We start from the raw sequence: 13,428 nt of genomic DNA on the forward strand, positions 1-13,428 counted from the left end.
AGGCTTTATTCGTCTCGGTGCAGAGCAAAATGACGGAACGTGAGGCCTTGGTAGGTCATGACTCCTTTGTCTCCCGGGTTGAGGGCATGGAAATAATGGATACCCACCATGAATTCACGCTTTGGCCCACCTTGGGTTGGTTGCACGTAAATCCAGTACTCCTCGTTGTCTTCACCCGGTCGGGCACCGATAATCGGTGAGCTTTGTTTGTCGAGGATCAGGACGTCGACTTTCCTTTCTGGGGCATTTTCCCCCACAGCGTGTTGGCGGTAGACTCGAATAAAGCAGAAAACAGCAATGGCCAGAAGGGCAATAACGATAATGGGAACACTGGTTGGCATAGGACTTCCTTGTTGGGCTCGATAGGAGCTTATTATTGGTCAAGTCTGGATCGCGGGATACGATCTGTCGTAAAAAGCGTGATCGCTGCAAGGATGGTTTCGATCGATATACGCCCCAGTCTGGTAAGGATTCCTTGGTGGTATCAGCGGCCACTGAGCGACGCGGTACTTTGCTTTAGTGCAAAGTCGAGGTAAGTTAGTAGAAAGAGTGAGCAAGGAAAGAGATTAGATGGCAAACATTGAGTTAGTGGTAACACGTTCAAGGCGGATTGAAAGCCTGTTGCGTGAACATTACCATGCTGAGGGCAAAGGCTTGCACCAGCTGATCTCTAGCTGCGAAGAACGCCTGCCACACGAAATTATTCCCAAGTTACGGTTTATTGCTTCTATCCGTAATAAAACCGTGCACGAAGAAGGTTATAAACTCGACGACAAGAAAGGGTTTATTGCGGCTTGCAATGCATGCGAAAAGGAACTTACCCCGCGAAGTGGCCGTTTTGTCTGGACGGTAGCTGCATTATTGGTCGTGGGGGTGACTGTGCTGGCGATATGGTTCTATTCCCTTCATTGGCACCGGATCGATTTGACCCCTTAAGAACCGCAACGGGGGCTGGGAGAACATCCTGGCTCATGGAATGTATTGACGAAAACAAAAAAGGTGCCGATAGGCACCTTTTTTTTGAATTTTTTTTTGCTTAATAAATCACTGGCAGCGTCATTAATCCGACAACCACTGCGATCATCATAAGGCCTTGTTTTTGTGAAGGTGTGAACATGCAGGGGCTCCTTGTTGCTGCTAAGTTGATCTTGTGAATAAGAATAGCACTTATTTTGTGCTTTCATCAAGTCGAATTGTCATATTGTTGTCATAAAAATAATTTATCGAGGCTGTTTTTGGCCTTTTGTGGCTAAATGAACTGTGTTTTTTGGTGTGGTTGAAAAGTGTTCTCATGGGTGAGTTTTCTTTTTTGCTGGGTTTATATGTTTGTTTTTAATTGGTTTTTATTGGCGTGGCATTGCCTTTTAAATTTTCATTTTTTGTTTTTTGTATTTTTGCTTTGATAATTGTCAGTAGTGGCTTTTGCTGATCGAAAATGGGGTTAATTATTATATTTTGACGGAGGGGCCGATCGTTTTGCCAGTATGCTAAGCCGTTGAACTGCATATTTACGTTGATTTTATGTATTAGCCTTAAGTCATTTGCGCTAAGTGATGTCTTGGGGTGTTGGGGGTGTTAAAATCACGTGGAATGTATTTACTTGTCATCTAAGGGTCTGTTTTTATTCGATAAAGGCAGGCGTTATAATGATGATATAAGAGGTGTTTTATTCCTTTTTGGTCACTGTGGATAGTGCTCTGGAGAGTGAATGGCGCTCAAGCGGTACCAAGTCTTTGCTATTGTGATTTTTTGAATAGACCGCCACAACGGGCTCACGGAAAATCCGCAGAGACAGTGATTAATATGATTCGCCACGACTTATTGACCTTCCTTGCTAGACAATCGCCTGTCAGATCCTAAACTGTGCTAGCCACTGAGTGCTTGGTTTTCTGCCCAGTGATAATTCCATAATAATAACGGTGAAACTATGTGGGTTTGGTTAGCCATTTCTCTTTCTGCTCTTCTACATATCACAGCGGCCTATCATGGTCCCCGCTGGCAATTTTATCTCTTCAAGCCTGTTACCTTGCTGCTGTTGCTCGTCGTCGCATGGTCGGCTGGCGATGGTGGGATCTATCATCTGGCTATTTTGTTGGGACTGGCATTGTCGATGGTGGGGGACGTCTTTTTAATGTGGCCGAAAGAGCGGTTTATCCCCGGTTTAGTGGCCTTCGCCTTGGCACATATCAGTTATTCTGCTGCATTTTGGTCCCAGCTTGAAAGCCAGATAGTCTGGTGGCTGCCTGCGATGCTGGCAGCCGCCGGTGTGATTGTCTTCCTGCTGTTACTGCCAACGCTAGGCAACATGGTGATACCAGTTGCTGTCTATATTGTGGTGATAACCCAAATGGCCTGGGCAGCAGGTGAATTTTGGTTAACCTCTTCCTCTACGCCAGCAGTGCTGGCTTTTGCCGGGGCGGCAATATTTATGTTTTCCGATCTCTGTCTGGCCATTGACCGGTTTCGAGGGCCGTTTCGATCGGCAACCACCCTGATCATGACCAGCTATTTTCTGGCCCAGTCACTATTTGTTGCCACCTTGTTGGCCCTCTAGTGGCGGGTAAATGAAACTTTCCTGTCGATGAGTGATCAAATTGGTTATCAGGCAGCAGATATGAGGACGGTTATGTCAGAAGCATGGTGCAAAGTTTATGATGCCGGTAATGCCCTTGAAGCCCATAGCCTGAAGGGCATGCTGGAAGCTAGGCAAATTGAGGTTCACCTCAGTGGTGAGGGGCTGGGAGCGGCTGCTGGTGAGCTCCCTGCCAACGTGGTTGAAGTGGGGGTGTGGGTGAAAGCTTCGCAGCAATCCTGTGCCCACTTACTGCTGGAAGAATATGAGCACGCCGATCCGTCAGGGTGGATTTGTTCGGCCTGTGGTGAGGCTAATGGCAGCCAGTTCGAATTATGTTGGCAGTGCGGGCAGGATCGTTTGGCTGAATCCTGAAACATACATATAAAATGCATTAATTTGTTTTTGGTCAAATATCCGCCAGTCGGTGGCCGCTATAATGGTGCTATTGTGCTGTATAGAGAATGCCTACGATGAAAGATAATCAAGTTCATGCCCATAACCTGTTGAATATGTTATTGGCCGCCGACACCCCATATACCTTCGCGAGCCTGAAGCAGGCGATTGTGGCTGAATATGGCGAAGATGTACGTTTCTATACGTGCAGCCAGCAAGATCTGACGTTTGATGCCTTGATGACTTTCCTGCTGGATCGGCGCAAGGTGATACAGGATGGCGAGTATGTTGCGGCAAACCGTGAGCGGATGTGCAGCCACTAGTTGTGATTTGTACTGGCTAGTGCCCACTGGCCGGTGTTGAACCATGGGTGGTAAAAATATCGCCACCCAGCCGATGCTTTGTTATACTCTGCCGCCTCCGATTGGCTTTCTGGCTGATCGTTCTTAATTCTTGCTACTTCTTTTACTTTTTCTCTATCTGAGGTCTGCTCTGTGGAAATTATTTCTGCGGCGGTCATGCTATTTCTGATCATGGATCCGCTCGGCAATTTGCCGGTTATGTTGTCTATTCTGCGGCATATTGAGCCGAAGCGCCGTCGCTTTATCATGATCCGGGAACTGCTGATTGCCTTGGTGATCTTGCTGTTGTTCCTGTTCGGCGGCCAGAAAATGCTGAACTTCCTGCATGTCTCGACAGAGACTGTCAGCATCTCCGGCGGTATCATTTTATTCTTGATAGCGATCAGGATGATCTTCCCGCAACCCGGTGGGGTAACCGGCCTTGCCGCGGGTGAAGAGCCATTTATCGTGCCGATGGCGATCCCGATGATTGCCGGACCGTCGGTATTGGCATCGCTGCTGCTGCTGTCTAATCAGGAGCCGGGACGGACCACGGACTGGGTGATTGCGGTGTTGCTGGCCTGGGGGGCATCGTTTGTGATTTTGATGTTCTATGAAGTTTTCAACCGCTTGCTTGGCGAAAAGGGACTCAAGGCGGTCGAGCGCTTGATGGGCCTATTGCTGATCATGATCTCGACCCAGATGTTCCTGGATGGGGTTCGAAAATTCTTCATGATGTCTTAACGAAAAAAGAGCAAGGTTATTAGCCTTGCTCTTTTTTTATATGCGTACTGGGTTTACATCATATGCTTGCGTCGGATATCGAGCAGGGCAAAAATGCCGAAGATCAGGATTGACCATTTTTCCCAGCGGGTCATGGTGATTTTGTCACCGAAGGCACCGAGGAAGATCAGCATTTGCAGGCCGTGCATCATGAACAGGAACCCGGTCATAATATAGAGTGCCATGGCTGCCACCCCCGGAAACGGGTGGAAAATATTGACCAGCAAAACCAGCCAGACAAAGCCGATCGCTGCTTTGGCAAGTAAAATCAGTGCTTTCATGCTTCCTCTCTTTCGAATAAGCGGTAACAGACCTGTCCCGCTGTTTTTTCCCGGTGAAGATGCCAATGTGCCGGCGTCACGGGCTCTCCGAACTCTTTTTCCGCTTCAATATAAATAACCGCATGGGGCGATAGCCAGTTGTTTTGCTCAAGCAGGGCTATTGCCTCATCAAGCAGGCCTTTGCGAAAAGGTGGGTCGATAAACACCACATCATGCGGGGTGCCGGACTGCTTTAAAAACGCCAGGCTGTCGGTATTGAGCACTTTGGCATTGTCGGCACCGAGCGTTGCCCGGTTTTTTTCCAGCTGTTCAGCCGCTTTTTTGTCGAGCTCCAGCATAGTGACATGGCTGGCACCGCGGGAAAGGGCCTCGAAGCTTAAGCTGCCGCTGCCGGTGAACAGGTCAAGGCAGCGAGACTCGATAATGTCTTGCGCCAACCAGTTGAAAACGGTCTCTTTGACTCGATCAGTGGTCGGGCGAAGGCCTTCAACGTCGTGAACGGGCAATTTACGCCCACGCCAGCGCCCGCTGATGATCCTTACGAACCCGTCACGGCCACTGTTTGGCATATTTCGCCCTGATTGTTGTCTGCGTCTTGTCATAGATTTCTTCGACCGTTTAGAAAATGATAGTATACCTAAACCCCTCGGCAGTATGCGAAAACAAGCATGCCGAAATTATGCCGCTGAGGGAATACACCTGTGTTTAGGCCGCAAATTGTACCAATCAAGCTCTAGGATTTGCCAATGGCAGAAAAAAAGAAACGCGGATTATTTTCGTGGTTGGGTTTTGGCTCTGAGGAGCAAACCGAGCAAACCGAACAAAATCAAGAACAGTCAACGGCTTCAGCGGATGCTGAAGCGGTAAAAGAACCATCAAATGAACAGCTAGATGCTGAGGCGGCAGCGCAAGCCGACGCCGAGGCAGCCGCGAAAGCGGCGGCGGAAGCTGAAGCCGAGGCTGCCGCGAAAGTGGCGGCGGAAGCTGAAGCCGAAGCTGCCGCTGAAGCCCAGGTGAAGGCTGAGGAGGAAGCCAAGGCGCAAGAGGCCCAGTTACAAGAAAGTCAGCAACAAGACGCTGACGTCCTGCAAGACAAACCGAAAAGTGAAGGCTTTTTTGCCCGCTTGATGCGCGGTCTGAAGAAAACCAAGAGCAATTTCGGCTCGGGCTTTGCCGGCTTGTTCCGTGGCAAGAAGATTGACGATGATTTGTTCGAGGAGCTGGAAGAGCAGCTGCTGGTGGCTGATGTCGGTATGGACACAACGCTGAAGATCATCGAAAACCTGACTGATAAAGCCGATCGCAAATCATTGAAAGATGGTGATGCCTTGTACGGCCTGCTAAAAGAAGAGTTAGCCGGCATGCTGGCCAAGGTCGAGCAGCCGTTGGAGGTTGATGCTGCCAAGAAGCCTTATGTAATCTTGATGGTTGGGGTTAACGGCGTCGGTAAGACCACTACCATAGGTAAACTGGCCAAGCAGTTCCAGAGCCAGGGTAAATCAGTGATGCTGGCTGCCGGTGATACCTTCCGTGCCGCGGCGGTTGAACAACTGCAAGTTTGGGGCGAGCGTAACAATGTCCCTGTTGTTGCCCAGCACACTGGGGCTGACAGTGCCTCGGTGATTTACGATGCAATCGAGTCGGCCAAGGCGAAAAACGTCGATGTGGTGATTGCCGATACGGCAGGCCGCCTGCAGAACAAAGGCAACCTGATGGAAGAGTTACGCAAGATTGTCCGCGTGATGAAGAAGGTTGACGTGCATGCGCCGCACGAAATTATGCTGACCGTCGACGCCGGTACCGGCCAAAATGCGATTAGCCAGGCCAAGTTGTTCAGTGAAGTAGCACCGGTGACCGGTATTACCCTGACCAAGCTGGACGGCACCGCCAAGGGTGGGGTGATCTTTGCCATTGCCGATCAGTTCAATATCCCAATTCGCTACATCGGTATCGGAGAGGGGATCGAGGACTTGCGCCCGTTTGCGGCAGATGAATTTATCGAAGCGCTGTTTAGTGACGAGGATTAAGGTGTGATTCGGTTTCAGCAGGTAAGTAAGGCTTATCGGGGCGGACGCCAGGCCCTGCAAAAGGTCGATTTCCATCTGCAGCCTGCAGATATGGCGTTCCTGACCGGGCACTCGGGTGCGGGTAAGAGTACCCTGCTGAAACTGATCTGTGCCATCGAGCGTCCCAGCGACGGCAAGATCATGTTCAATGGGCATGATATTACCCGTCTAGAGAATAAGCAGATCCCGTTTTTGCGCCGTAATATCGGGATCATTTTCCAGGATCACAAATTGTTGATGGATAGGACTATCTACGACAATGTCGCATTACCGCTGCGGGTCGAGTTGGCGACCGAGAACGAGATCAAGCGTCGGGTGTCGGCGGCACTCGACAAGGTCGGCTTGCTGGACAAAGCCCGTTGCCTGCCGATCCAGCTTTCGGGGGGCGAGCAGCAACGGGTAGGTATTGCCAGAGCGATTGTTAACAAACCGATGCTGTTGCTGGCGGATGAGCCGACCGGTAATCTCGATGCGGCTTTGTCTCATCAGATCATGGCACTGTTTGAGGAATTCAACCGGGTTGGGGTCACGGTCCTGATGGCGACCCACGATACCTCGCTGTTGACCACTCATCATTACCGCCGGTTGGATCTGCACCAAGGACAGTTAAGGGAGCTAGCCAGTGGCGCAAAATAAAACAGGTTTTTTTGCCTTGCACAAGCAGCAATGTAAGCAGTCACTCGCCGACATGATGCGCCGCCCGCTGGGCAACATCCTGACCTTGGCGGTTTTGGCTTTTGCCCTGACTCTGCCAACCAGTTTCTATTTGTTTGCTAAGAACGTCACCATGGTAGCCCAAGTGTGGCAGAACCCGACCCAGATGACAGTATATCTCGAGTCGGGTACGTCGGCAGGACGGGTTAATCAGCTGCATGATGAGCTGGCCCAATGGCCGGAAATTGCATTGCTCGAGTCGATTTCGCCCGAGCAGGGGTTGGTTGAATTCCGCCAGCAGGCGGGGTTTGAACAAGCCCTGAGTCTGCTTGATGACAATCCGCTGCCTGCAGTGTTGATTGTCAAGCCGATCGAGGCCTGGCAACTGGATGCCAAGGCGACCGAACTGGCCTCGCGCCTGCGTCTCCAGACCGGGGTCGACGAGGTACGGCTTGACAGTGATTGGCTCCAGCGTTTAGCTGCGATTAAGCAACTTGTCATTATTCTGGCTATGATTATCTCCGGGCTGATGCTTTTTGCTGTGTTCTTGATTGTCGGTAACACCCTGCGTTTGCAGGTGCTCAACCAGCGTGATGAAATTCAGGTCATGAAGCTGGTGGGGGCAACGGACAGTTTTATCCTGCGCCCTTACCTCTATACCGGTGTTTGGTATGGCTTGATAGGCGGTGTGGCGGCCTGGGTACTGACAGCACTAGTGGCGATGCTGCTCGATGGGGCAGTGGCCCATTTAGCGAATTTGTATGATAGCCCGTTTAGAATGATCGGCTTAGGTTGGGATGAGTCATTGATATTATTAATGATATCGGTATTCCTTGGTTTGTTGGCTGCGCGTTTATCAGCCGGACGCCATTTGAAAGAAATTGAACCTATCTGACATTTTTAACTCTACAAATAGGGTAAATTACGCGGCTTGCTTGCAATGGGTGCTGTTTTACAGGCATCATTGTCGGTTCATGCAATTTCGCATTGGTACAAAAAATAAACGAGGTTTGTTGAATGACAAAAGAGATGACTTCAATGGCTCTGGTTACTGCAGATAGTCTGGATAGCTATGTCCAGAGCGTTAACGGCTATCCTATGCTGTCGGCGGAGCAGGAGCGCGAGTTAGCTGAGCGTCTTCATTTTGATGGTGATCTTAATGCGGCAAAAGCATTGGTCATGTCCCATCTGCGCTTTGTTGTTCACATCGCTCGTGGCTATTCTGGCTACGGCTTGCCTATGGCTGATCTGGTTCAGGAAGGCAATATTGGCTTGATGAAAGCGGTCAAGCGCTTCAATCCGGAAGTTGGTGTTCGCTTGGTATCATTTGCCGTTCATTGGATAAAAGCCGAGATTCACGAGTACGTGCTACGTAACTGGCGTATCGTTAAGGTCGCGACAACCAAAGCCCAGCGCAAATTGTTCTTTAACCTGCGCAAGGCGAAGAAACGTCTGGGTTGGTTCAACAATGATGAAGTCGCGATGGTCGCGGAGCAGCTCGGTGTCGAGGCGAATGAAGTTCGTGAGATGGAATCCCGCCTCGCAGCCCAGGATCCGGCGTTTGAAATGCCGACCGAAGATGATGATCGCGGTGTTAGCTACAGTGCGCCGGCGTATTATCTTGAAGATAAGTCATCAGATGTTGCCTTGAGCGTTGAGGAAAACAACTGGGAAGCCCATGCGAATAACTGCTTGTCCAATGCGCTGTCGGATCTTGATGAGCGAAGCCAGCACATTGTGCGTTCGCGCTGGTTGGAAGACAGCAAGTCGACGTTGCAAGAGCTGGCAGAGCACTATCAGGTCTCTGCTGAGCGGATCCGCCAGCTTGAGAAAAATGCGATGAAAAAGCTCAAGGAAGCAGTGGGAGATTTTGCCTGAGGATCCTCGGTAAACTATCCACAAATCGCGAAAAGAGAAAACCAGCCATAGGCTGGTTTTTTTGTGCCTAAAATCCGAGAGATACCTCACAAAACCTTGCTGAAATGTGAGCTTGAAAGAAGTTTATCCACAGCTTTTTACATGATCCGATCTACATGTTGTGGATCCAATTTTCGTAAAACACATTATCAACGCAATTCACAGTTTTTTCCACAGCTGGTGGTATTTTAATCACCCTTAATGGGGAAGGGAAGCGCCTTTGTTGCCAGCCCTTGCCGTACGCGGCTTCGGCTTTGTTTGGCGTTTGGTCGTTATCCCTATTTTTTCGATGGGGTTGTGAGTAACTTGATCGGTTACAATAGCAAACGAAGACGGCGCGAGGTGGTTTCGGCCAAAACGGACGATCGTCACATTTTTTCCGGGCGGGGGATCCCGCCTGTTGATCAATACCAACAAGAGTCAGCGTAATTATGGATCAATTTGAACATATTTCTGCCGAGCAGGCCCACGCCCTGCTTACGCAGGAGGGTACTGAAGCGGTACTGGTGGATATCCGCGATCCCCAGTCCTATGCCCTGAGTCATCCTGAAGGCGCGTTCCACCTAACTAATGATACAATGGTGGCGTTTATGGATGAGGTTGATTTCGAGCAACCTGTGATCGTGATGTGTTACCACGGTGTCAGCAGCCAAGGGGCTGCCCAGTACTTGATCCATCAGGGCTTCGATTGTGTCTACAGCCTAGATGGTGGGTTTGAAGCCTGGAAACGCAGTGCTTTCCCGTGTATCCAGATGGCCTGATCCCAAAGTCGGCGGCGGGACAGGTATCGCTTGGCTTCATCGCCTGATGTTGCCGAAAGTCGTTCACAGTGGAGATAGATATGCACCGCTTAGCCGGATTGAACAACCCCCGCCAGGCACAGGCGTTTATTGACTATATGGCCTCGCGTGGGATTTCGCTGGTGATGGCCCCCGAACCCGAGGGGTTGTTTGCCCTGTGGCTGGAGGATGGGCAGCATTGGGTGGAGGCAGAGGCTGAGCTCAACCAGTTTCTTTCCAATCCCTCTGATCGCAAGTACCAAGCGGCATCATGGCAGGTGGCCGAGAGCCGGACCGCCAAATTCCATTACCGCAGCCCCAGCTTGCTCGGTTTGGTACGTGCCCAGGCCGGACCGCTTACACTTTTGGTAATGGCCACTTCTGTGGTGATTTACCTGCTATGGCTGCTGGGGTTGCAGCAGTCCGTATTTACCCTGATGCACTTTCCGTTAATGAAAGGGGATGAATGGCAGCTGTGGCGCTTTTTCTCCCATGCGCTGATCCACTTTTCGACCCTGCACGTGATCTTCAATTGCCTGTGGTGGTGGATCCTCGGTGGCCAGCTCGAGCGGCACAGCGGCAGTGCCAAGCTGCTCCAGGTCTTTCTGATCTCGGCGTTGATATCGGGTTTCGCCCAATTTTGGTTCCATGGCCCGAACTTTGGCGGCTTGTCCGGGGTGGTTTACGCGTTGTTGGGTTATATCTGGTGGATGGGGTGGCTCGCACCGCAGCGCGGCTTGGCTATCCCAAAACCTTATGTGGTCTTTATGCTGGCTTGGCTGGTGTTGGGGTTTGCTGATGTGCTGGGCATGTCCGTCGCCAACATGGCCCACCTTTTTGGCTTGTTCAGTGGCTGCGCCCTTGGCTGGGTGGATGCTAAATTACGCCGCTAGGTTAATGTTGGCACAAGAAAGAGGTGAATATCCGTAGTGGGGTGTTCACCTTTTTTGTTGATATATCAAGCCAGTCCATACTTTAGGTAAAATCTCCCGCATATTTCGTCAAAGGCAGCGATTTAATCTGCCTATTTGACACTATTCACATTTTCTTACCTTCATTAGAGCAATAATTTGCATACCTTGAGTGAAATTGATTACTTTCGCTCGTCTTGTACTCGTTTGTACCCATACCATCGAAAAAATACTATAAAAAGGAACATTCTATGTTTGGTCTCTTTAAACCGGCAATGCATCGGGCGCGTCTTCCCGATGGCCAGGTCGACTCCACCTACCAGCGTCTGCGTTGGCAACTTTTCGCGGGGATCTTCTTTGGTTATGCCGGCTACTACCTTGTTCGTAAAAATTTCAGCCTGGCCATGCCTTACCTTATCGAAGAGTACGGCTACAGCCGTGGTGATCTGGGCGTAGCACTGGCCGCCGTTTCGATTGCTTATGGCTTGTCGAAATTTTTGATGGGCAGTGTGTCTGACCGCTCCAACCCGCGCTATTTCCTTGCGGCCGGCTTGAGTATGTCGGCGATTGTGATGTTGTGCTTCGGCTTTATGCCTTGGGCAACGAGTAGTATTGCGGCCATGTTTATCCTGCTGTTTTTGAACGGTTGGTTCCAGGGCATGGGATGGCCTGCATGTGGCCGAACCATGGTGCACTGGTGGTCACGCAAGGAAAGGGGGGAAGTCGTTTCAGTCTGGAACGTTGCTCATAACGTGGGTGGTGGTTTGATTGGTCCGATGTTCCTGCTTGGTTTGTGGGCATTCAATGATGATTGGAGATCGGCGTTCTACGTACCGGCTTTCTTTGCTTTGTTGGTGGCCGTATTCACTCTGCTGGTAATGCGTGATACGCCGCAATCTTGTGGCCTGCCTTCAATCGAAGAGCACAAAGACGACTACCCGGATAGCTATGATGCTTCCCACGAAAAAGAGATGACCGCCAAGGAAATCTTCTTCAAGTATGTGTTTAACAACAAACTATTGTGGTTTATTGCGATTGCCAATGCCTTCGTTTACCTGATCCGCTATGGGGTATTGGACTGGGCGCCGGTGTATCTGAGCGAAGTGAAGCACTTCACCGTCGACAAATCATCTTGGGCTTACTTCCTGTACGAGTGGGCGGGTATCCCAGGTACGCTACTGTGTGGCTGGATGTCGGATAAATTCTTTAAGGGTCGCCGTGCACCTGCCGGTATTTTGTTCATGGCACTGGTGACCGTTGCGGTATTGGTTTATTGGTTCAACCCTGCTGGCAACCCGACGGTGGATATGGCGGCATTGGTCGCTATTGGCTTCCTGATTTACGGACCGGTGATGCTAATTGGTCTGTATGCACTTGAGTTGGCTCCGAAAAAAGCAGCGGGCACCGCAGCAGGCCTGACCGGTTTGTTCGGTTACCTTGGTGGGGCTGTCGCAGCTAACGCCATTCTGGGCTACACCGTTGACCATTTCGGCTGGGACGGCGGCTTTATGGTACTGACTGCATCTTGTGGTATGTCTATCTTCTTCCTGACCTTGGCATTGATTGGGGAAAGCCGCTTGCATCGTGAAAAAGAAGCTGGGCAGCTGGAACAAAATGCATGATTGGGAGCGCCATCATTGGCATCTTGATTAGACCCTAGGTAATATGACAAGGCTTCGCATTGTGCGGAGCCTTGTTGTTTTACAAGCTGATCTTGGCTGATTGATATCGATTGCATAAGACAGTTTGTTAGGTACCAGGCCACAGCGAAAGGGAGCCGCGTCAGTCGTGAAGCAGAGTAAACGTCACCAGGAAATAATTGATCTTGTCAAAACCCAAGGCTACGTCAGCACCGATGACTTGGTTGAGCGGTTTAATGTCAGCCCGCAGACTATCCGACGGGATCTCAACGAGCTGGCGGAAGATAATAAGATCCGCCGTCACCATGGTGGAGCGACTATCCCATCGAGCTCGGTGAATACCTCATACAGCACCCGTAAAGTGATGCAGCTGGCTGAAAAAGACAACATTGCCCAGGCCATGGTTGCCCATATTCCTGATGGTGCGACCTTGTTCATTGATATTGGCACAACGCCGGAAGCCGTGGCCCGTGCATTGCTCGACCATAATGACCTACGTATTGTGACCAACAACCTCAATGTCGCGAGCATTTTGACGGGCAAGGATGACTTCCGGGTGATCCTCGCCGGTGGTGAAGTGCGTAACCGTGATGGCGGTATTGTTGGTGAGGCAACATTGGATTTCATCTCCCAGTTCCGCCTCGACTTTGGCATCTTGGGGATCAGTGGCATTGATCTTGATGGTTCGCTGCTTGACTTTGATTACCACGAGGTACGGGTGAAACAGGCGATTATCGAAAATAGCCGCTGTGTGATGCTTGGGGTCGACCATACTAAGTTCGGCCGAAATGCGATGGTTAATCTGGGTGATATCAGCCAGGTTGATATGTTGTTTACCGACCACACGCCGCCGGAAGAATTGGCCAAGCGCCTGGCCGAGCATGAAACGCACATTGAAATTATCCGTTAAACCATCAATGTCATTGGCTTAGAGGCCAAATAAACACCGTTTGTATGAGCGGGCTGCTGAATAAGCAGCCCGTTTTTTTTCGCTAGAATGCCATATCGATCATGATTGTTTAAACATTCGAGCATAATAATGATGATCTTAATCAATTTATTGTCTATAGTGCTCGTAAGCGAGCGCT

Annotated in this window: 16 protein-coding genes; 13 read left to right on the forward strand and 3 right to left on the reverse strand. The window is 50.4% G+C overall.

Annotated elements, in window-relative coordinates; all coding sequences use genetic code 11:
- Nucleotides 1–5: 5 nt before the first annotated feature.
- The gene (locus tag C9I99_RS15010; protein ID WP_107349707.1) at nt 6–341 is read right to left on the reverse strand and encodes a DUF2500 domain-containing protein; all 336 of its coding nucleotides are present in this window, start codon (nt 339–341) and stop codon (nt 6–8) included.
- 229 nt (nt 342–570) lie between these two features.
- Here C9I99_RS15010 and C9I99_RS15015 point away from each other — a divergent pair, with 229 nt between their 5' ends.
- The 5 genes from C9I99_RS15015 (at nt 571) to C9I99_RS15045 (ending at nt 4,053) form a co-directional block, all read left to right on the forward strand.
- The gene (locus tag C9I99_RS15015; protein ID WP_107349708.1) at nt 571–936 is read left to right on the forward strand and encodes a DUF4145 domain-containing protein; all 366 of its coding nucleotides are present in this window, start codon (nt 571–573) and stop codon (nt 934–936) included.
- Nucleotides 937–1,927: 991 nt separating this feature from the next.
- Complete coding sequence (locus C9I99_RS15025) at nt 1,928–2,554, forward strand: lysoplasmalogenase (protein ID WP_107349709.1); 627 nt, start codon at nt 1,928–1,930, stop codon at nt 2,552–2,554.
- Between the two features lie 27 nt (nt 2,555–2,581).
- Nucleotides 2,582–2,947: a putative signal transducing protein gene (locus C9I99_RS15030; RefSeq protein WP_338069667.1), complete on the forward strand. Its 366-nt coding sequence runs from the start codon at nt 2,582–2,584 to the stop codon at nt 2,945–2,947.
- A gap of 98 nt (nt 2,948–3,045) precedes the next feature.
- Nucleotides 3,046–3,291 (forward strand): YecH family metal-binding protein, encoded by a 246-nt coding sequence (locus C9I99_RS15035; RefSeq protein WP_107349710.1) that lies wholly within the window; start codon nt 3,046–3,048, stop codon nt 3,289–3,291.
- Between the two features lie 171 nt (nt 3,292–3,462).
- On the forward strand, nt 3,463–4,053 hold the full coding sequence (locus C9I99_RS15045; protein ID WP_107349712.1) for a YhgN family NAAT transporter: 591 nt from the start codon (nt 3,463–3,465) through the stop codon (nt 4,051–4,053).
- A gap of 53 nt (nt 4,054–4,106) precedes the next feature.
- Here the strand turns inward: C9I99_RS15045 and C9I99_RS15050 are convergent, their stop codons facing one another.
- Together C9I99_RS15050 and rsmD are read right to left on the reverse strand one after the other, a co-directional pair.
- Nucleotides 4,107–4,373 (reverse strand): DUF1145 domain-containing protein, encoded by a 267-nt coding sequence (locus C9I99_RS15050; RefSeq protein WP_107349713.1) that lies wholly within the window; start codon nt 4,371–4,373, stop codon nt 4,107–4,109.
- Nucleotides 4,370–4,975, reverse strand: a complete 606-nt coding sequence (gene rsmD / locus C9I99_RS15055) for a 16S rRNA (guanine(966)-N(2))-methyltransferase RsmD (protein WP_107349714.1) — start codon at nt 4,973–4,975, stop codon at nt 4,370–4,372. Before rsmD ends, C9I99_RS15050 begins: the two co-directional genes overlap by 4 nt.
- Nucleotides 4,976–5,119: 144 nt before the next feature.
- On the opposite strand from rsmD, the gene ftsY reads away from it, so the two are divergent.
- From ftsY to C9I99_RS15095, 8 genes are all read left to right on the forward strand, one after another.
- Nucleotides 5,120–6,400: a signal recognition particle-docking protein FtsY gene (gene ftsY, locus C9I99_RS15060; protein WP_107349715.1), complete on the forward strand. Its 1,281-nt coding sequence runs from the start codon at nt 5,120–5,122 to the stop codon at nt 6,398–6,400.
- Between the two features lie 3 nt (nt 6,401–6,403).
- A complete protein-coding gene (gene ftsE / locus C9I99_RS15065; protein WP_107349716.1) occupies nt 6,404–7,075 on the forward strand; it encodes a cell division ATP-binding protein FtsE in 672 nt (223 codons plus the stop codon).
- A complete protein-coding gene (gene ftsX, locus C9I99_RS15070) occupies nt 7,062–7,988 on the forward strand; it encodes a permease-like cell division protein FtsX (protein WP_107349717.1) in 927 nt (308 codons plus the stop codon). Before ftsE ends, ftsX begins: the two co-directional genes overlap by 14 nt.
- A 122-nt stretch (nt 7,989–8,110) precedes the next feature.
- Entirely contained in the window at nt 8,111–8,971 is an 861-nt protein-coding gene (gene rpoH / locus C9I99_RS15075) for an RNA polymerase sigma factor RpoH (protein WP_107349718.1), read from the forward strand.
- 470 nt (nt 8,972–9,441) lie between these two features.
- Entirely contained in the window at nt 9,442–9,771 is a 330-nt protein-coding gene (glpE, locus tag C9I99_RS15080; protein WP_107349719.1) for a thiosulfate sulfurtransferase GlpE, read from the forward strand.
- 80 nt (nt 9,772–9,851) lie between these two features.
- Nucleotides 9,852–10,682, forward strand: coding sequence for a rhomboid family intramembrane serine protease GlpG (glpG, locus tag C9I99_RS15085; protein ID WP_107349720.1), 831 nt, complete (start codon nt 9,852–9,854; stop codon nt 10,680–10,682).
- A 269-nt stretch (nt 10,683–10,951) separates the two neighbouring features.
- Complete coding sequence (gene glpT / locus C9I99_RS15090) at nt 10,952–12,322, forward strand: glycerol-3-phosphate transporter (protein ID WP_107349721.1); 1,371 nt, start codon at nt 10,952–10,954, stop codon at nt 12,320–12,322.
- A 166-nt stretch (nt 12,323–12,488) separates the two neighbouring features.
- Entirely contained in the window at nt 12,489–13,250 is a 762-nt protein-coding gene (locus tag C9I99_RS15095; RefSeq protein WP_107349722.1) for a DeoR/GlpR family transcriptional regulator, read from the forward strand.
- The last annotated feature ends 178 nt before the right edge of the window (nt 13,251–13,428 follow it).

Source organism: Photobacterium lutimaris (genome assembly GCF_003025555.1).
GTDB classification, from domain to species: domain Bacteria; phylum Pseudomonadota; class Gammaproteobacteria; order Enterobacterales; family Vibrionaceae; genus Photobacterium; species Photobacterium lutimaris.